Annotated in this window: 17 protein-coding genes; 8 read left to right on the top strand and 9 right to left on the bottom strand. The window is 35.9% G+C overall.

Annotation, left to right across the window (positions count from 1 at the left end; translation table 11 throughout):
• Positions 1 to 206 precede the first annotated feature (206 nt).
• The 5 genes from HZF24_RS02820 to HZF24_RS02800 all read left to right on the top strand — a co-directional run bounded on the left by HZF24_RS02820 (position 207) and on the right by HZF24_RS02800 (position 4,865).
• A complete protein-coding gene (locus tag HZF24_RS02820; RefSeq protein ID WP_179236766.1) occupies positions 207 to 1,358 on the top strand; it encodes an ABC transporter substrate-binding protein in 1,152 nt (383 codons plus the stop codon).
• 76 nt (positions 1,359 to 1,434) lie between these two features.
• On the top strand, positions 1,435 to 2,337 hold the full coding sequence (locus HZF24_RS02815) for a branched-chain amino acid ABC transporter permease (protein WP_179236765.1): 903 nt from the start codon (positions 1,435 to 1,437) through the stop codon (positions 2,335 to 2,337).
• Complete coding sequence (locus HZF24_RS02810; RefSeq protein ID WP_179236764.1) at positions 2,334 to 3,398, top strand: branched-chain amino acid ABC transporter permease; 1,065 nt, start codon at positions 2,334 to 2,336, stop codon at positions 3,396 to 3,398. Before HZF24_RS02815 ends, HZF24_RS02810 begins: the two co-directional genes overlap by 4 nt.
• Positions 3,395 to 4,165 (top strand): ABC transporter ATP-binding protein, encoded by a 771-nt coding sequence (locus tag HZF24_RS02805; protein ID WP_179236763.1) that lies wholly within the window; start codon positions 3,395 to 3,397, stop codon positions 4,163 to 4,165. Before HZF24_RS02810 ends, HZF24_RS02805 begins: the two co-directional genes overlap by 4 nt.
• Positions 4,158 to 4,865 (top strand): ABC transporter ATP-binding protein, encoded by a 708-nt coding sequence (locus HZF24_RS02800; protein ID WP_179236762.1) that lies wholly within the window; start codon positions 4,158 to 4,160, stop codon positions 4,863 to 4,865. Before HZF24_RS02805 ends, HZF24_RS02800 begins: the two co-directional genes overlap by 8 nt.
• 59 nt (positions 4,866 to 4,924) lie before the next feature.
• Here HZF24_RS02800 and HZF24_RS02795 read toward each other — a convergent pair whose 3' ends face one another.
• From HZF24_RS02795 to HZF24_RS02785, 3 genes are read right to left on the bottom strand one after another with little or no spacing between them, the layout of a single operon-like run.
• Positions 4,925 to 5,200, bottom strand: coding sequence for an HU family DNA-binding protein (locus tag HZF24_RS02795; RefSeq protein WP_179236761.1), 276 nt, complete (start codon positions 5,198 to 5,200; stop codon positions 4,925 to 4,927).
• Between the two features lie 37 nt (positions 5,201 to 5,237).
• Positions 5,238 to 6,680: a bifunctional methyltransferase/pyrophosphohydrolase YabN gene (yabN, locus tag HZF24_RS02790; RefSeq protein WP_179236760.1), complete on the bottom strand. Its 1,443-nt coding sequence runs from the start codon at positions 6,678 to 6,680 to the stop codon at positions 5,238 to 5,240.
• Position 6,681: 1 nt separating this feature from the next.
• Complete coding sequence (locus HZF24_RS02785; RefSeq protein WP_179236759.1) at positions 6,682 to 8,274, bottom strand: putative polysaccharide biosynthesis protein; 1,593 nt, start codon at positions 8,272 to 8,274, stop codon at positions 6,682 to 6,684.
• A gap of 208 nt (positions 8,275 to 8,482) precedes the next feature.
• Between HZF24_RS02785 and recD2 the strand changes: the two genes are divergently transcribed.
• Both recD2 and HZF24_RS02775 read left to right on the top strand, forming a co-directional pair.
• Positions 8,483 to 10,726 carry an SF1B family DNA helicase RecD2 gene (gene recD2, locus HZF24_RS02780; RefSeq protein WP_179236758.1) on the top strand — a complete coding sequence of 748 codons (2,244 nt, stop codon included), beginning with the start codon at positions 8,483 to 8,485 and terminating at the stop codon, positions 10,724 to 10,726.
• Positions 10,723 to 11,439 (top strand): ComF family protein, encoded by a 717-nt coding sequence (locus HZF24_RS02775; protein WP_179236757.1) that lies wholly within the window; start codon positions 10,723 to 10,725, stop codon positions 11,437 to 11,439. The genes recD2 and HZF24_RS02775 overlap by 4 nt, the downstream gene beginning before the upstream one ends.
• Positions 11,440 to 11,557: 118 nt before the next feature.
• On the opposite strand, the gene HZF24_RS02770 is transcribed toward HZF24_RS02775, so the two are convergent.
• The 3 genes from HZF24_RS02770 to HZF24_RS02760 all read right to left on the bottom strand — a co-directional run bounded on the left by HZF24_RS02770 (position 11,558) and on the right by HZF24_RS02760 (position 14,196).
• Complete coding sequence (locus HZF24_RS02770) at positions 11,558 to 12,124, bottom strand: 5-formyltetrahydrofolate cyclo-ligase (RefSeq protein ID WP_179236756.1); 567 nt, start codon at positions 12,122 to 12,124, stop codon at positions 11,558 to 11,560.
• A gap of 9 nt (positions 12,125 to 12,133) precedes the next feature.
• On the bottom strand, positions 12,134 to 12,751 hold the full coding sequence (locus HZF24_RS02765; RefSeq protein WP_179236755.1) for a site-2 protease family protein: 618 nt from the start codon (positions 12,749 to 12,751) through the stop codon (positions 12,134 to 12,136).
• Between the two features lie 113 nt (positions 12,752 to 12,864).
• Positions 12,865 to 14,196, bottom strand: a complete 1,332-nt coding sequence (locus HZF24_RS02760) for a hemolysin family protein (RefSeq protein WP_179236754.1) — start codon at positions 14,194 to 14,196, stop codon at positions 12,865 to 12,867.
• A gap of 173 nt (positions 14,197 to 14,369) precedes the next feature.
• Here HZF24_RS02760 and HZF24_RS02755 point away from each other — a divergent pair, with 173 nt between their 5' ends.
• Complete coding sequence (locus tag HZF24_RS02755) at positions 14,370 to 14,948, top strand: DUF5317 family protein (RefSeq protein WP_179236753.1); 579 nt, start codon at positions 14,370 to 14,372, stop codon at positions 14,946 to 14,948.
• 66 nt (positions 14,949 to 15,014) lie between these two features.
• Here the strand turns inward: HZF24_RS02755 and HZF24_RS02750 are convergent, their stop codons facing one another.
• The 3 genes from HZF24_RS02750 to HZF24_RS02740 form a co-directional block, all read right to left on the bottom strand.
• Positions 15,015 to 15,935 (bottom strand): SPFH domain-containing protein, encoded by a 921-nt coding sequence (locus tag HZF24_RS02750; protein WP_179236752.1) that lies wholly within the window; start codon positions 15,933 to 15,935, stop codon positions 15,015 to 15,017.
• 12 nt (positions 15,936 to 15,947) lie between these two features.
• Positions 15,948 to 16,379: an NfeD family protein gene (locus tag HZF24_RS02745; protein ID WP_179236751.1), complete on the bottom strand. Its 432-nt coding sequence runs from the start codon at positions 16,377 to 16,379 to the stop codon at positions 15,948 to 15,950.
• Between the two features lie 72 nt (positions 16,380 to 16,451).
• Positions 16,452 to 18,005 carry a M23 family metallopeptidase gene (locus HZF24_RS02740; RefSeq protein WP_179236750.1) on the bottom strand — a complete coding sequence of 518 codons (1,554 nt, stop codon included), beginning with the start codon at positions 18,003 to 18,005 and terminating at the stop codon, positions 16,452 to 16,454.
• Between the last annotated feature and the right edge of the window lie 171 nt (positions 18,006 to 18,176).

Raw genomic sequence — 18,176 nt, 5'->3', positions numbered from 1 at the left:
CGGGCTTTTTGCCTGTCAATGGAATATGCCTGCCATGATGTGAAAACAGCTTGATTTATAGTGCCGAATTAAAACATTTATTATGCAGTGTACGCACATTACGGAAAGTTATACTTTGAATGGCGGAAAAACATCTTGCGTAAAAATACTTTCGGTGTTATAATCATAGAAATTTATTATAAATTTTAATAGGTGAGGAGAAGAATATGAAAAGAAAATTATCGTTATTATTATGCCTGTTAATGGTACTTGCCAGCTTTGCGGCATGTGCTAAAAATGAGGAATCTGATGTAATAAAAATCGGGGTGTTTGAACCACTGACCGGCGAAAACGGAGGAGGAGGTTTACAAGAACTCGATGGTATTAAGTATGCAAATAAAATGTATGGAGAAGTATTAGGAAAGAAAATAGAACTTGTAATAGTGGATAATAAAAGTGATAAAGGTGAGGCAACCACAGCAGTAACAAGATTGATTGAAAACGACAAAGTTGTGGCTATTATCGGTTCATACGGTTCAGGTGTTTCAATAGCAGCCGGAGACATAATCAAAAGTGCTAAAATACCTACTATGGGTGCTTCTTGTACAAATCCGATGGTTACACAAGGAAATGAATATTATTTCCGCGCGTGCTTTTTGGATCCTTTCCAAGGTAGAGTAATGGCAAACTATGCATTACAACAGGGAGCTAAAACAGCAGCAGTTATCATGCAAAACGGAGATGACTATTCAGTTGGTTTAGGAAATTTCTTTATTGATGCTTTTAAAGAGCTGACAGGAGATCCAAATAGTATAGTTGACATTTCTGAATTCCAAGTAAATGATTCTGACTTTAATGGTATACTTACAAACATTAAAGCGAAAAATCCTGACGTAATATTTGCTCCAAGCTCAGCAACAACTGCACCTTTAATTATCAGACAGGCAAGAGCTCTTGATATCCAAAGCTTAATAATGGGCGGCGATACCTGGGAAAATCCTGCAGTTATAGACGTAGCAGGTGAATATGCCGAAGGTATAGTACTATCTACATTCTTTGATGAAAATGATCCTGCAACAAACGAAGCAAAAGTATTCGTTGAAGGCTACAAAAAAGAATTGGGAGATAAGGAACCTATAATCCCTGCAGTTGCAGCATTGGGATACGATGCTTATCTGTTAATAAGAGACGCTATTGAACGTGCGGGCTCAACAGACGGAGATGCTATCAAGGATGCACTTAATGCAACAAAGGACTTTGAAGGCGTTACAGGTGTGATTAATTTCACAGAAGAAGGAGACGCAGATAAAAATATAGCTGTTATTAAAACAGTTGAAGAAGGAAGATTTGTTTACATCGACACAGTTGAAGTTAAATAGTTCAATAATAGACTTACAGGGCGAACCGGTCGTTCGCCCTTTTACAATTGAATTCAACTGTTATTGGAGGAATAATATGGTTTTAGTATCATTTGAAACTTTTATGCAGCAACTTGCTAACGGTATTTCCATAGGCAGCTTGTATGCTCTCATCGCCATAGGTTATACAATGGTTTATGGAATACTGAGGCTTATTAACTTTGCACACGGTGATATCTTTATGATGGCAGCTTACTTTATGATATTCAGCATGGTTAGTTTTCGTCTGCCTTGGTATGTATCAATAATAATTGTAATAGCTTTTACTGTGCTGCTGGGGGTTATTATTGAAAAGGTGGCATACAGACCACTTAGAAATGCTCCTCGTATGTCAATAATGATATCGGCGATCGGAGTTTCTTTTCTTTTGGAAAATTTAGCAACATATTTATTTACGGGAGTTCCTAAAGGCTTCCCTGATATTGCTTTTCTTACAAAAGCGATAAGAATAGGCAATATATCCTTAACAGTAGCAACGTTATTAACACCGATAATAACGATCATATTGCTGTATGTGGTATTATTTATAACTAATAAAACAAAAATAGGAATGGCCATGCGTGCCAGCTCAGTAGATTTTGAAACAGCAAGGCTGATGGGCATCAATATAAACAGAGTTATTTCAACAACCTTTATTATAGGTTCGGGACTTGCTGCCATAGGTGCAGTATTGTGGGGCTCCAAATATCCGTCAATATATCCTTTGGTTGGTGTAATGCCGGGACTTAAATGCTTCATAGCTGCCGTATTAGGCGGTATAGGGAATACAACCGGCGCTGTTCTCGGTGGATTCATACTGGGTATGGCAGAAATAATGCTGGTTACATTCCTGCCTGCATTGACGGGCTACAGAGATGCAATTGCATTTGTTATATTAATTGTAGTATTGTTGGTTAAACCGACAGGACTTCTTGGAGAGAAGGTGACGGATAAGGTATGATAAATCAAAGAAAAGATCACAACATTAAAGCTTATATACTGTTGTTTATTGTATTTGCGGTACTCCTTACCCTGCTTGATTTAAAGTATATAGGAGATGAATATGTAAGACGTGTTTTAAACCTTGCGGCTATTTATACTATTGTGAGCGTTTCAATGAATCTTGTAAATGGATTTACGGGACTTTTCTCATTAGGGCAGGCGGGTTTTATGGCAATCGGTGCATATACTGTAGCAATATTTACGGTACCTCTTGAATCCAGAGCTTCAATATTTTACGTTGTTCCGCAAAATCCTGCACTCGCGGGAATTCACATCCCTTTTCCTGCAGCATTACTTTTAGGAGGTCTGTTAGCTGCTTTGGTTGCAATATTAATAGGAATACCTGTATTGCGCTTGAAAAGTGACTATCTGGCAATAGCCACACTGGGCTTCTCGGAAATTATAAGAATTGTTTTTACAAATGCTAAAACCATTACAAATGGTGCACTTGGAATCAAAAGCATACCAAAAATGCCGACTATGTGGGTTTTCTTCGGGGTAATGATACTTTCCGTTGCATTCATTGTATTTTTGATTAATTCAAGCTACGGAAGAGCCTTTAAAGCAATCCGCGAGGATGCGGTTGCTGCCGAAGCAATGGGTATAAACCTGTTTAAGCACAAGGTTATGTCCTTTGCCATAGGTGCTTTCTTTGCCGGTATAGGCGGCGGCTTATTTGCTTCACTGTTAGGAACAGTCGATCCAAAGCAATTTTATTTTACTATGACATACAACTTCCTGTTGATGATAGTATTAGGCGGTATGGGAAGTATTTCGGGTACCGTTATTGCTTCCTTTATAGTTACAATAGGATTAGAGGTTCTTAGATTCTTCGACAATCCTCTGACTCTCTTCGGAGTTACTATTCCAATATTCAGAGCCGGCTTCAGAATGGTTATATTCTCTGCATTATTGATGATATTGGTGCTGTTCTTCAGAAACGGTCTCTTAGGGCAAAAAGAGCTTTCCTGGGGCATGGTAAGAGATTGGTTCGGACGGCTAAGGAGGTACAAACGATGAGTGTTTTAAAGGCAGATAATATTGTTATGCAGTTTGGCGGCGTTACAGCCGTAAATGATCTAAATATAGAGGTTGAAAAAGGAAAAATAGTTGCACTTATAGGTCCCAACGGCGCCGGAAAGACAACGGCATTCAACGTAATTACAGGAGTTTATCAGCCCACTAAAGGAAGTGTATACTTTAACGGAGAAAAAATCACCGGCCTTTCTCCTGATAAAATAACTAACAAGGGTATTGCAAGAACATTTCAAAACATTCGTTTATTTAAAAACTTAACTGTTTTAGACAATATATTAATAGCAAACCATCTTCATGTGAAGAGCAATTTCTTATCATATACAACAAGAATGCCTTGGTCAAGAAAAGAAGAAAAAAGCATGAGAAGCAAATCTGAAATGCTTTTAGAAAAGCTGGGACTTCTGAGTTTAAAAAATGAAATAGCTCATTCACTTCCTTATGGAGAGCAAAGAAAGCTTGAAATTGCGAGAGCTTTAGCGACAGATGCAAAGCTGCTGCTGTTGGATGAGCCTGCTGCGGGTATGAACCCCAGCGAAACTATGCAGCTATCCGGCTTCATTCACACCATACGAGATGAATTTGAGCTTACTATTTTTATGATTGAACATCACATGGACCTTGTAATGGAAATATCCGATAAAATATATGTTTTGGATTTCGGTCAGCTTATAGCACAAGGTACGGCAGATGAAGTCAAGAACAACAAAAGAGTTATCGAGGCGTATCTGGGGGTGGAAGAAGATGCTTGAGATTAAAAATTTACAAGTTAATTATGGCGGAATTTCTGCTGTTAAGGGTATCACACTCAGTGTCCCCGAAAAATCAATTGTAACGCTGATTGGCGCCAACGGAGCAGGAAAAAGCACGACACTGAGAACCATTGCAGGTCTTGTTAAACCACGCTCAGGCGAAATAACTTTCTTAGGTGAAAATATCATAGGTATGGACACCATAAATATTGTTGCAAAGGGAATTACATTAGTTCCCGAGGGAAGAAGAGTATTTGCCAATTTAACCGTTCTTGAGAATTTAAAAATAGGCGCTTATCTTCAAAAAGATAACATAGATGATGATATATTGAGAGTTTATGATTTGTTTCCAAGATTGAAGGAGCGTTCGTGGCAACTGGCAGGTACATTATCAGGAGGGGAGCAGCAGATGCTTGCGGTCGGCAGGGCATTAATGGCTAAGCCGAAGCTCATAATGATGGATGAACCGTCTCTGGGTCTTGCACCCTTAATAGTAAACGACATATTTGATATTATTAAGGAAATAAATAAATCAGGGACTACAATATTGCTGATTGAACAAAATGCCAATAAGGCATTGAAGGTTGCCGACTACGGATACGTTCTGGAAACAGGCAATATAAAAATGGAGGGAAAAGGGTTGGATCTTTTACAGGATGAAAGAGTTAAGGATGCATACCTTGGAACTACAAAGAAATAGATTATACTTAGTAATACAAAAAGGTCGTAAAATACGACCTTTTAATATGTTTATTCTTACTAATTTACTGCTTCTTTTAAGGATTTTCCTGCTTTAAATACAGGAGCCTTTGAAGCTGGTATTTCTATTGTTTCGCCAGGATTTCTCGGATTTCTTCCTTGTCTTTCTTTTCTGTCTCTAACTTCAAAAGTTCCGAATCCAACTAATTGAACTTTGCCGCCTGCAACTAATTCATCTTTTATAGTTTCCATGAATCCGTTTAATGCTTTTTCAGCATCTTTTTTAGTAAAACCAGTTTTTTCTGCAACACTTGCTATTAATTCAGCTTTATTCATTATAACCCTCCTTAATTAATTTCTTTTGTTTTTTTATCTAAATTCCTAAATGGAACTTTGATTCTTCCCATAGCTCATCCATTTCATTCAGAGTCATTTGTTTTAAATCTTTTTTGGCATGTTTTTCAATATATTCAAATCTGTTTATAAATTTGTTGATTGTTCTGTTCAACGCAACGTCAGGGTTTATATTTACAAAACGCGCAAGATTAACTAAAGCAAATAACAAATCTCCGAACTCGTTCTCCATTCTATGGTCATCATACTTTTTGTATTCCTCAATGAATTCAATGAGCTCTTCTTTTATTTTTTCGATTGCTCCCTCTGCATCTGGCCAATCGAATCCCACTTCTGCAGCCCTCTTTTGTATCTTGTAGCTTCTGCTCAATGTGGACAGTGATTTTGGTACATCCTTTAAATTATCAGTATATGTATTTAAATTCTTTTGCTCAGCCTTTGAAGATTCCCAGCTTTTCAATGCCTCATCAGCATCACTTACCTTTATGTCTCCAAACACATGAGGATGACGAAAATACATTTTGTTACACAGGTTATTGAGAATGTCATTGAAATTAAAATATCCGTCCTCGCTGCCAAGCTCTGCATGAAACACTACCTGAAATAATAAATCACCGAGCTCTTCAATTAAATTGTCTACATCATCATTATCTATTGCATCTACAACTTCATATGCTTCTTCTATAACATGCTGCCTGATAGATTGATGAGTTTGCTTCATGTCCCAGGGGCATCCGTCAGGTCCCCTCAAGGTCCTGACAATTCTTAACAGATTATCAATATTATACACCGTCTTTTTTGAAATATCAATAGGCATAATGCAAAAATAGGTTGAAAATCCATATTTTTTTTCTTGATCCAACATATATAGAGGTATTTTTTTAACTTTTTCATCCAATACATCTATATTTAATACTTCGGTTGTGTCCGGATACGTCTCCATAAGTTTCAATTTCACTGAAGAAGCCATTTCTTCATCGTAGATCTGAGTAATAATATTCATAGAATTTACGTCAAAGGAATACTCGTCTGCTTCGAGACAATCTACTATCTTTATGGATTTATAATCGGAATAGCCGGATAATTTTATGCATTTGTCAAGAAAGCTTATTCCATCAATTATTATTATATTAATTTTGTCCTTATATTCATTTAATAGCTTTTTTGTAACAATATCGCCATAGTAAGGACTTCCCGCGGTACAATAATTGATTTTTTTATGCTGTTTTGATAACTCTATTATATTATCGGTTATTTTTTCATAAACTTCATCAAAAGTTTCAAATTTTTCAAAAAAAATATCAAAACTTTCTATCTTTATATTTTTTTTTAACTCATTTACGGTCGGATGCCTTTCCGTTCTTACAAAAGTTGGTATATTTTCATTTAATGCATTGTATGCCTTTACTGTCAAATCATCTATGCACCCTGCACCCAAGCCGATTATCTGGACTGTATTCATGTTATTTCCTCACAAATCTTTGCAATTTTTCTCCTTTTGGTATTAATTCTAAATCCTCTTTCGTAATCGCTCCCGTTAAGAACAAGCATACAACATAAACTACACCTGCAACTGCTATTGCACTCAGAGTTGCTAAATTTCGGCTGCTTAACAAACCTTCAAACACTCTGAATGATACAGCCGTAGCTATAGACATTACAGCAGTTGACAATAAGGGTCTTGCAGTTATTTGAACAAAATTAATTCTTACTTTTGTGTTGTTTATATCAAACCAGTTTAGTATTGCTACTGCTAGATAAGCTATCATAGTGCTTATTGCTGCACCTCTGATATTTATTGAAGGTATACCTATCAATATATATGACAAAATCACCTTTACAACTAAACCAATAGCGAGGTTCTTAACCGGATGGAACTGTTTATTTATGGATTGAAGTATTGCGGTAAATGCCTGAACAACCGTAAGGAAAATAACGCTTATGGCCAGTATCTCCAAAAGTGCTCCCGAGCTGGCATGAGTTTCTGGTCCCAATGACGGATACAGCAATGCGATAATCGGTTCGGCCAGCAATAATAAGCCCATCCCGCAGGGAAGACCTATGATTAACGACATTTTTACACCTGCATTTGCGGTTATATTAAGCTTCGTTATTTGTTTTTTTGTAAATGCCTCTGTGATAGCGGGTACCATGCTCATGGCAACGGCTGTTGAAAAAACCTGAGGGAAGTTAATTAATGTTTGTGCCGTCCCGCTTAATTCCCCGAACATATCCGTATATTGTTTAACCGTATATCCAATAGCAGCAAGACGATTTGAGACTATGAATGAATCCATATTTCCCATAAGCGGCGCAATGGAAGCACCTATAGTAATAGGAACTGCTATGTATAAAAGTTTTTTAGTTATATCCCATAGAGGCTCTGTCCTGTTATTTTTAGATAGCTTAATTTCTTTTTTAATGCTTTTTCTGCTTAAAAAGAACATTAAATATATAAGTATAAGCGCTGCTACCGCACCTGCAGACGCTCCGAAGGTTGCACCTGCCGCAGCTTCTTCAAGTCCTCTTCCGACTAATGCATATGCTAAATACAATCCTACGGCTACTCTGAATATCTGCTCGATTATTTGTGATATTGCAATCGGAGTCATGTTTTGTGTTCCTTGGAAAAATCCTCTGTAGGCAGATAATAAAGGAACGGCAAACAAAGCAGGAACAAGAGCCAGCATTGAATAATAAGAACCTGGATAGCCAATAAAACTGACTATATTTTTTGCAAAAATCAATATAAATAAAGATGAAACCAGCGCTATTAAAAACAATCCCCATAGGGATATTTTATATACCTGGTAAGCTCCTTCATAATTTTGCAGTGCTCTTTTTTCCGATACTATTTTAGCTATTGCCGTAGGGAATCCCGATAGAGACACAACGAGCAACAGATTATATATATTATAGGCAGGTTGATAGTAGCCTATTCCTTCTGTTCCTATTAAATTTGTTAACGGTATTCTGTATATTGCTCCCAGTATTTTAACGAGCAATCCGGCTATACCCAATATTGCAGCACCCTTAATAAAATTTTCCTTAGACATGATACTCCCTTTCTTGCTTATTAAGTTATTTATTTTCTTATATACTAACATATTAATGTTTGTTTTGCCTTAAATTTAAGCAATTGACCTTAGTATATTATCACAATTTTTTAATTAATAAAAGAAAAATTTGTAATCCTATATTATTATATCACATTACTTTTATTTTATGGTATAATTTTGCTATGTTAACGTAAGGAGAGCTTGCATGGAAACCTTAAAAGGTATGATTGTGGAAACAATTTTCAGGAATGATGAAAACGGATATACGGTAGCTGTAATGGAAACAGAGGATGAAGTTATAACGGTAACAGGAACCTTCGGAACCGATATTGCAGGAGAAACTATTATTATTTACGGGAAAAAAGTTAAACATCCGAAATACGGCGAGCAATTTCAGACCGAAATGTATGAGACCGTTCTTCCCTCAAATATTGATCAGATAGAAAATTATTTGGGCTCCGGCTTAATCAAGGGTATCGGAAAATCTACAGCAAAAAAAATAGTTGAATTATTTAAAGAAGATTCCTTTGACATAATTCAGAACAAGCCTGAAAGGCTGATGGAAATTGAAGGTATAGGCGACAAAAAAGCAAATATGATTTCTAAAAGCTTCTCGGAGCATGCTGATATCAGAGAAATAATGATGTTTTTGCAAAATCATGACATAAGCACGGGCTACAGCGTTAAAATATATAAAAAATACGAAAAAAACACTATTAAAGTAATAACTGAAAATCCATATAAGCTTTCGGAAGATATTTACGGTATCGGTTTTAAGCTTGCTGATAAGATAGCAAGCTCCATTGGTATTGAAAAAAAATCGCCCTATAGAATTTCTTCAGGTATCAGGTATGCTCTGATAGAATATTCGCTCAGAGGTCACACATATATGCCATACGATTTTTTGGTAAACGCAACCGTAAGCTTATTGGGAATTGACAGAGAAAGCGTTGAGGATGAATTGCGCAACATGGCCTTTACCGAAAAAATACATATAGAAACAATAAACAATGAAAGAGCCGTATATTATATACCGTACCACACGGCAGAGGTCAACGTATGTAAAGATTTAATCAATCTGGCGTCTGTTGATTTTAACATTACCGAAACTGATATTATTCCCTATCTTAAAAATGTTGAGAGTGCAACATCAATTAATCTGTCGGATAAACAAAATGAAGCCATCGTACAATCAATTATTAACGGTGTAACGGTAATAACAGGAGGTCCGGGAACAGGAAAAACAACAATTATACTTTCAATAATTGAAATATTTGAAAGTATGCACAAAACCGTATTTCTTTGTGCACCAACAGGCAGAGCCGCAAAGCGTATAACCGAATCCACCGGCAGAGATGCAAAGACAATTCACAGGATGCTTGAATATACCTATGGTGAAGTCGATAGTAATCTGTCCTTTAATAAAGATGAAAATTCACCTCTCGATTGTGATGCAATAATAATAGACGAAATGTCCATGGTTGATATTTTACTGATGAATAACCTGCTTAAAGCCGTTAAAAAAGGAACCCGCCTTGTATTGGTTGGAGATGTGGACCAGCTTCCGTCCGTAGGCGCAGGCAACGTACTATCAGATATTATAAACTCGGATACAATAAAAACAATACGTCTCGACACCATATTCAGACAATCTGCCGGAAGCATGATTGTACAAAATGCTCACCGTATAAATAAAGGCGAGATGCCTGTATATAACAAGCAAGACGCGGACTTCTTCTTCATGAGAGAGGATGCTGATGATATCGTCGATATTATAGTAGATTTGTACGTTAATCGCCTGCCTTTAAGATATGCTTATAACCCCGTTAAGGACATTCAGGTCTTGTCACCAATGAAAAAAGGGGAAGCAGGTGTAATAGAGCTTAACTTAAAGCTTCAGGCAGCTATAAATCCGCCTGCAAAGCATAAAAAAGAGAAGTTCTTTGGTAAATACATTTTCAGAGTTGGCGACAAGGTTATGCAGATAAAGAACAATTACCAGGCACAGTGGACTATAGAACCAAAGCAGGGAAATATTGTTACAGGCGAAGGAGTTTATAACGGTGATATCGGATTTATAACCTTTATCGATGAAACAGAACAAGAAATCTATGTGACCTTTGATGAAGAAAAGGAAGTAATTTACCCCTTCAACCAATTAGACGAGCTTATACTCGCTTATGCAACCACTGTCCATAAAAGTCAGGGAAGTGAATTTCCGGTTATTATTATGCCCATTGTCTGGGGTCCTCCGATGCTCCTGACCCGTAATCTGTTTTACACTGCAATTACCAGGGCAAAGAATCTGGTTGTATTAGTAGGTATAGAAAAATTTATGCAGGATATGATTAGTAACAATAAAATTGACAGAAGATATTCGGCTCTGAATTATAGATTGGAATCTTTAGTTGCCAATTACAGAATGTTATCGGAAGGATTGTTTGAATGAAAAAATATGTGGATTCTTTTTTGGAGCTTATTTATCCTGAGAAAAACACCTGCTTCATTTGTGATAAATATGATGAAGAAATAGGCGAAAGGTATATATGCTTCAACTGCGAAAGAAAGATTAAGAAAATCGTCCCACCGGTATGTATAAAATGTTCGAAGCCAATTAATTATGATAAGCCCACTGAGCTTTGCAAGGAATGCAGCGCAGATGAAAGATATTTTGAAGCTTCCAAATCCTTGTATGCTTATGAAGGTGTTATTAAAAATGCCATTTATAATTATAAATACTATAATAAGCCGTACTTTTACAAGCTTTTCGGCAGTTTAATAATTGATCATATAAAAGAAGAAAATTACTCAGACTATGATTATATATTATCGGTTCCGCTCCATCGCTCAAAACTACTCCACAGAGGATATAATCAATCAGAGCTGTTAGCAAAATATATTGCAAACAACTTATCCATACCATACATTGATGGGCTGAAAAGAATTAAAAGAACCGAAAAACAAAGTGAACACAGCAAAGAAGAAAGAAGAAAAAATTTAAAAGATGCTTTTCTGGTAAAGACATCCTCTGATAAAATCATTAACAGCTCCGTTCTTTTGGTAGATGATATATACACAACCGGCTCCACAGTCAATGAATGCTCAAAAGTACTCATAAATTATGGTGTCAGTAAGGTTTATGTAATAACAATCGCCAGATAAAGCAGATGACCCAAATCTTTGATTTGGTGTCAGTCGCTTATGTAAGTGAAAATAAATTAGGATTTATGCATTAGCATAAATCCATATCATCAACTGTTCATTCTTCAATGTTCAATGTTCACTGAATTATTCTTTCTTCGGTGATTATCATATCCATCTTTATATCGTGCGATTCTGTGGGAACCTCATCAACTATCTGAAATTCATATGCCACCGCTATAATTTTTGCATCTTTTCTTTTGTTACTCAATATCCTGTCATAATATCCCTTGCCAAAACCCACGCGATTTAAGCTTTCGTCAAATACGACTCCCGGAGCTATTATTAAATCTAATTCCTCTGTATTTACTTGCTTTACCTTTCCTAATACAGGTTCATAATATCCAAATGAATTTAAAACCAAATCATCCTTTAAGTTTTTTATTTCCGACGGTATTATTTCCGTATTTTTAGTATCAGTATAAGGTATAACAACTCTTTTATGCTCTGAAAGCATTCTTTCAATTAAATCATAGGTTTTTACTTCATTTTTAAATGACATATAAATAAAAACAACTTTGCTGCTTTTATATTCATCTAAGGAAGTAAGCTTATCCATAATAATTTTACTTTTATAATCTGCTTCATCCGGTTTTAACACGTTCCTTATACTGAGTATTCTTTTTCTTAATTCTCCCTTATCCATATTTTCACCTTAAAAGAATATAGAAGTTAATAAGTTATATAAAAATAGTATCGGCGGAGTAATAATTCTTCCCACCCCTCTGAACACTATTATAAGAAGCATCGCAAATCTTAGCTGATCATAATATTTATAATAGAAGTTCCAAACCCTGGCACCGCCTATGCTTCCTAAAATATGATGACCGTCAAGAGGCGGTATTGGTATTAAATTAAATACCATAAGCACAAGGTTAATCCATACGGTGCTTCTCAGTACCTCCCATATAATCTGTGTTGTCATTGTATACGGCATGTACATATCTGTAAGCTTCATAAGTCCTACAAATAAAAAAGCTATTAATAGGTTAGCCAGCGGACCGGCAAATGAAACTACCGCATCATCTCTTCGCGGGTTTTTAAAATTTCTTCTATTTATCATTACGGGCTTTGCCCACCCGAAGCCAAATAAAAGCAAGCACATAAATCCTAAAGGATCTAAATGCTTCAATGGATTCAATGTCAATCTCCCCTGCATCAAGGGTGTATCATCACCCATTTTTACTGCTGCATATCCATGTGCAAACTCATGTATTGAAATTCCGAGCAATATGCCCGGAAGTATTAATAATTTCTCCATTAAATAACTCATATAACCCTCCTCCTGACGAAGACGTTCCTCCTATCCAACAGATACTCTCTCTGTAAAAGAAGTGTGTCCCCTTTCCGATATATGGTACAGGATAAAGCTTAAGAATATCTGAATTAATCTACGTAATCGGTAGTATCCTTCACTTTATATACAATTGCAGTCTCCAGTCTTCGACCCTTGATTTCTGTAACCATTATTTTTAAGCCGTATTCTTCAAGTTCCATAGTGCTGCCATCCTCCGGTATTATACCGAGCACTCCGAACACAAGCCCTCCGAATGTATCAAAATCATCATCAGGCAAGCTGATATTCAGCTCCGTTGAAACATCTTCTAAATATGCAGAGCCCTTTATCTTCCATGTATCTTCATCTATTTTTTCGATTGTCGGCGGCTCGGGATTCAAATAATCATCATCAAAATTTCCGACTATTTGTTCAAGGAGGTCATTCATTGTTATAACACCGCTCATACCGCCATATTCGTCAAATACAACAGCAAAATGATTCCTTGTTTTTTTCATATTTTGGAAAAGAACATCCGTCCTGACTGTCTCAGGCACATAATAAGCAGATTTTATTGCTTTGTTCATTATGTTTTCTCTTGATTTATCCTTCAATCTGAAGTAATCCTTAACATTCAAAACTCCGATTATATTATCTGCGCTGCCGTCGCATACGGGATATCTTGAATGCCTGCTCTTAGTCATCTTTTGTGCCCATTCTTCATCCGTTTCATCTAACCACAAAATGGTTACCTCAGTTCTGTGGGTCATTACCTCTTCGGCAGTTTTATTATCAAATTCAAACACATTTTGAATCATTTGTTTTTCGCTTTCATTTATAGAGCCCTTTTCACTTCCCACATCCACCATCATTCTTATGTCTTCTTCGGTAACTTCTTCATCTTCGGAATCGGGATCTATTCCAATCAATCTTAAAATTCCGTTAGTTGAAGCTGTCAAAAGCCATACTAACGGCGAGAATAATTTAGAAATGAAATGTAAAAATCCGGACATGAATAAAGCCAATTTCTCAGCATTTTTCATGCCGACTCTTTTCGGAACAAGCTCTCCGAACACAAGGGTAAAATAGGAAAGTATCAGAGTTATTATAATAACCGAAATTGTATTGAATGTAGCTGCCGGGAAATCAAGACCGCTCTTGATCAGTATACCTGTAAGCCTGCTGGCGAAATTGTCAGCCGCAAAAGCACTTCCAAAGAAGCCCGCCAAGGTTATTCCTACCTGAATTACCGAAAGAAAATATGATGGCTGTAATGTAAGCTTGCTTAATTTAATGGCGCGCTTATCACCTTCTGTCGCCATTTTAGCCATTCTGTTATCGTTCATTGATATGACTGCTATTTCTGCCGAAGCAAAAACAGCGTTTATAGAAATTAAAACTAATTGCAATATAATAGGACCCCATATCGAGCCGTCTTCCACTAAAATATACCTCCTAAAAATTGAAAATTATTACAAAAATGATACCATATATATTATACCCAGTCAATATTCATTTATGATAGCACATTTTTTAGTGAATAATTCAATATGTTGTTGATATATTATAAGATATATTGTAAAATTATAGTAACTCTAAATATATGGAGGAAAACATGTTTCTTGAAGCATTGGTATTAGGAATAATTATCGGTTTTCTAAGAAGAGGCAAAATTTCTCGTCTTGCTTATGTACGTTTTAATTTCAAATTTTTGATTTTTATATCTGCATTACTTTATCTTGCTATAATTGTAATGAATTTAGGGCTCTTTGATTACAGCTCAAATTTATATTCAATATTTCTTTTAATGACATATATCTTTACAGGTTTATTTTTAATAGCTAACCTAAGTATGAAGTTTATGGTGATACCTCTTATAGGTTTAGGCGCAAACTTATTAGCATTTCTGGCAAACAGCTTTAAATTCCCCTTATCATCAGAAGCCGCTGCAAAGCTATATGGCACGGAAATATACGAATTACTTATAAGCGGTAAAATGTTATTTTTCACACCGGCAGAAACAGCATCATTAAGCTTCTTAGGAAACATTATTACAATAGGAAACTGGATAATCGTAAGTGTAGGAGATTTAATAGCCGCAATAGGGGTTGCAATGGTGGTCCAATCAATTATATCTGATAAATTTATTCAAAACAGAAACAGAATCACATTTTCCAAAGACATTTTACGATAATAAAGATACTAAAAAAGAATGGTCAATTCAACCATTCTTTTATTATGTTTATCCTTATATCTTTACTTATTGCTTTCCAACTTCCGTAAGCGCCGATGCAAGCCCTGCAAGACCCTGAATGTCTGACGGAACTATAATCTTAGTTGCCTGACCGTTTGCAGCTTTTTCATACGCTTCAAAGCTTTTTAATGTCAATACTTCCTTATTAAGCCCCACGTCTTTTATTAATTTTAACCCTTCTGCAGTTGCTCTTTGTATACTTAATATTGCTTCTGCTTCACCCTCTGCCTCTCTTATGGATGCTTCTTTTCTCGCTTCAGCTCTCAGTATTGTAGCTTGTTTTTCTGCTTCTGCTTCCAGAATTGCAGATTCCTTTTTACCTTGTGAAACCAAGATTGCAGCATTCTTTTGACCTTCAGCAATAAGTATTGATTCTCTCTTTTCTCTCTCTGCCTTCATTTGCTTTTCCATAGCATTTTGAATTTCTTTAGGAGGCATTATATTTTTAACTTCCACACGATTAATTTTAATTCCCCAAGGGTCTGTCGCTTCATCTAATACCACGCGCATTTTCGTATTGATTATTTCCCTTGATGTTAGTGTCTGGTCCAATTCAAGATCGCCTATTATATTTCTTAATGTTGTTGAAGACAAATTTTCTATCGCAGACATTGGTCTATCCACACCATATGCAAAAAACTTCGGATCTGTTATCTGAAAAAATATAACTGTATCAATCTGCATTGTAACATTATCCTTAGTTATAACCGGCTGAGGAGGAAAATCTACAACTTGCTCTTTCAAATTTACTTTTTTCGCTATTTTGTCAATTAGTGGCACCTTTATGTGAAGTCCCACACTCCAAGTTGATTGATAAGCACCAAGACGCTCAATAACATAAGAATATGCCTGAGGCACTATCCTGATATTTGTTGCTAATAATGCGATTACAATGATTAAAAGAAAAGCTAAACCTATATATTCCATTCCTTACCTCCATTATTTTCTTTTTACTAAGAGCTTTACACCTTTTATTTCGACTACTACAACCAATTCGTCTTTTTCGATTATTTCATCGTTTGTGGATTTTGCCGACCATATTTGCCCTCTTGCCTTTACGGTTCCCTCGTTATTTATATTATTGATTGTTTCAATAACCTTAACCTGTTCCCCTATTAAAGAATCAGCATTTGTTCTTGATTTTCCTATTTTTAGCTTTTCAACGGCAATAGGTCTTGTTAATACCAAGGTTATAATTGACACGAACAAAAAAACCATAATTTGCACATGAAGATTTACTCCGGTCAAATAAATTAACCAGGCAACTAAGGCTCCTATGGCAAACCAAATTGTTGCAAGTCCCAGTGTAGCTGCCTCTATTATAACACATACTGCAATTATAATAAGCCAAGCCCATCCAATAAAATCCATAATAAGCTCCTTTAAAAGTATTCTTATTAATTATATACCACATTTCAATTGAGGTAAACAAAAAATTAACAATTAATCAATTATGCCGCTCAGAGTCTGGTAAGGATTAACATAAGTATTATAAATGCTGACGGCATAATGAAGATGCGGACCGGTTGAAAATCCGGTTGTTCCCACAGTTCCTATTATATCTTCCTTTTTTACTTTATCTCCTTTTTTAACCGATATTGAATCTAAATGGTAATATGATGTAAAAAGTCCCATCCCATGGTCTATTACAACTGTATTGCCCGGAGATAAAAGCCCCTCCATTGCAAATGTAACGATACCGTTGTTTGGTGCTTTAATCTCCGTACCTATTGGAGCCGCAAGATCAAGCCCCGAATGTCTGGATGAGGATTGTTCATTATTTACAAATCTTATTTCTGCAAAATCAGTGGTCAGCCTTCCTTCAACCGGCATAATGAAGGTACCCTCCCACAGCTTTTCAGGTACAGAATTTGTTCTTGCCGGTTTCACAAGCTGTGCGAACTCGTAAATGGCAGTATTATCATTATTAGTTTCGTTCATTTCTTCTGAAACGGTCAAATATTGTGTTTTAAAGGATTTATCTTTTATTTCAAAGGGTTTGAGTATTGTGTACTCTCCGACCTTTCCTTCGTTTATAATTACGCTTAAGTCATAGGTACCTGATACTGCATATAAATCAATCGGGCATATAAACATACCTCTTCCCTTATAAGGATATATCTCCGCAGGAATTTTAACCGTCTCTGTCTTCAAGGTAACTGTTTCATCGGGATTCAGGTTGTTTACAGAGACCAACAGTATATTGCCCGGGTAATTATCTTTTGTTACAATCGCAGCATCTGCAGGTTTATCTACATTTACCGTAAACCTGACAGTTTGATTGCCGTAGCTGTTTGAGTTGTCCTTTAAAAACCACTGTGCCTGACATTCAATATCGTATTCACCGTCCACGTTCAAATTGTTTAAAAGCTCCTGCAGATTTTTACCCGTACCGACTAGATTTTCCTGAGAAAACACTCTTATTACCTGACTATCCGGAAGCCTTTCATAACCTATATCCAATGATTCATTTCCGGTATATATTATTTCATCATTTGATTTTGATTTTATTATTCCTTCCTTTTTCGCATAATGACCGTCTATATTCTTATATGTCCACTCATATTCTACTTCAGGAAAATAGCTTTCTTCATTATAATCTATGTAAGAATCGTAAAGAGTATTATCAATATATACATGAGAAAAATTTTCATTTAAAAACAACTGCTTTGCTGCAACCTCATTAACCTTGAAATTCTTGCCGCCGTGTGATACATATATCGATTTGTCAGATATATCAAAATTCAATTTATAATGGTTTGTTGCAGAATTCTTTATTACATTTATTTCAAAAGCTGAAGCATCATCAACGTTAATTTCAGTTTTATCATTGTTATTAAGCGCCTTTAAAATAACAGCTGCATCTTCACTGTCTCCGGGAATAATTACTCTTTCACCGTTTGATAAATTTATTGCTTCTATTTCGTCAACCTTCTCATTGATACCGCAGCTCGTTAACATTAACAGGGATAATAGTACGATTAATATTTTTTTCATAGAGGCCTCCTTTTTAGTTAGCATTATTTTTAGTTTTAATTATTTTTTTTATACATTCAAGCCCTGCAATTCAATAGTATGTTTTAAGCTCTTATATTATTCTACCACAAAAAACAGAAAGAACCCACATAAATTGTCGGGTTCTAACATTGATAGCCTGAACGGCAACGA

Source organism: Sedimentibacter hydroxybenzoicus DSM 7310 (assembly GCF_013403245.1).
GTDB lineage: Bacteria > Bacillota > Clostridia > Tissierellales > Sedimentibacteraceae > Sedimentibacter > Sedimentibacter hydroxybenzoicus.
This window is presented reverse-complemented; position numbering and strand designations above follow the sequence as displayed.

Bases quoted from the DNA above. Each gene is read 5' to 3' on its own strand.
- HZF24_RS02820 (WP_179236766.1), top strand. From the start codon at position 207: ATGAAAAGAAAATTATCGTTATTATTATGCCTGTTAATGGTACTTGCC.
- HZF24_RS02815 (WP_179236765.1), top strand. From the start codon at position 1,435: ATGGTTTTAGTATCATTTGAAACTTTTATGCAGCAACTTGCTAACGGT.
- HZF24_RS02810 (WP_179236764.1), top strand. From the start codon at position 2,334: ATGATAAATCAAAGAAAAGATCACAACATTAAAGCTTATATACTGTTG.
- HZF24_RS02805 (WP_179236763.1), top strand. From the start codon at position 3,395: ATGAGTGTTTTAAAGGCAGATAATATTGTTATGCAGTTTGGCGGCGTT.
- HZF24_RS02800 (WP_179236762.1), top strand. From the start codon at position 4,158: ATGCTTGAGATTAAAAATTTACAAGTTAATTATGGCGGAATTTCTGCT.
- HZF24_RS02795 (WP_179236761.1), bottom strand. From the start codon at position 5,200: ATGAATAAAGCTGAATTAATAGCAAGTGTTGCAGAAAAAACTGGTTTT.
- yabN (WP_179236760.1), bottom strand. From the start codon at position 6,680: ATGAATACAGTCCAGATAATCGGCTTGGGTGCAGGGTGCATAGATGAT.
- HZF24_RS02785 (WP_179236759.1), bottom strand. From the start codon at position 8,274: ATGTCTAAGGAAAATTTTATTAAGGGTGCTGCAATATTGGGTATAGCC.
- recD2 (WP_179236758.1), top strand. From the start codon at position 8,483: ATGGAAACCTTAAAAGGTATGATTGTGGAAACAATTTTCAGGAATGAT.
- HZF24_RS02775 (WP_179236757.1), top strand. From the start codon at position 10,723: ATGAAAAAATATGTGGATTCTTTTTTGGAGCTTATTTATCCTGAGAAA.
- HZF24_RS02770 (WP_179236756.1), bottom strand. From the start codon at position 12,124: ATGGATAAGGGAGAATTAAGAAAAAGAATACTCAGTATAAGGAACGTG.
- HZF24_RS02765 (WP_179236755.1), bottom strand. From the start codon at position 12,751: ATGAGTTATTTAATGGAGAAATTATTAATACTTCCGGGCATATTGCTC.
- HZF24_RS02755 (WP_179236753.1), top strand. From the start codon at position 14,370: ATGTTTCTTGAAGCATTGGTATTAGGAATAATTATCGGTTTTCTAAGA.
- HZF24_RS02750 (WP_179236752.1), bottom strand. From the start codon at position 15,935: ATGGAATATATAGGTTTAGCTTTTCTTTTAATCATTGTAATCGCATTA.
- HZF24_RS02745 (WP_179236751.1), bottom strand. From the start codon at position 16,379: ATGGATTTTATTGGATGGGCTTGGCTTATTATAATTGCAGTATGTGTT.
- HZF24_RS02740 (WP_179236750.1), bottom strand. From the start codon at position 18,005: ATGAAAAAAATATTAATCGTACTATTATCCCTGTTAATGTTAACGAGC.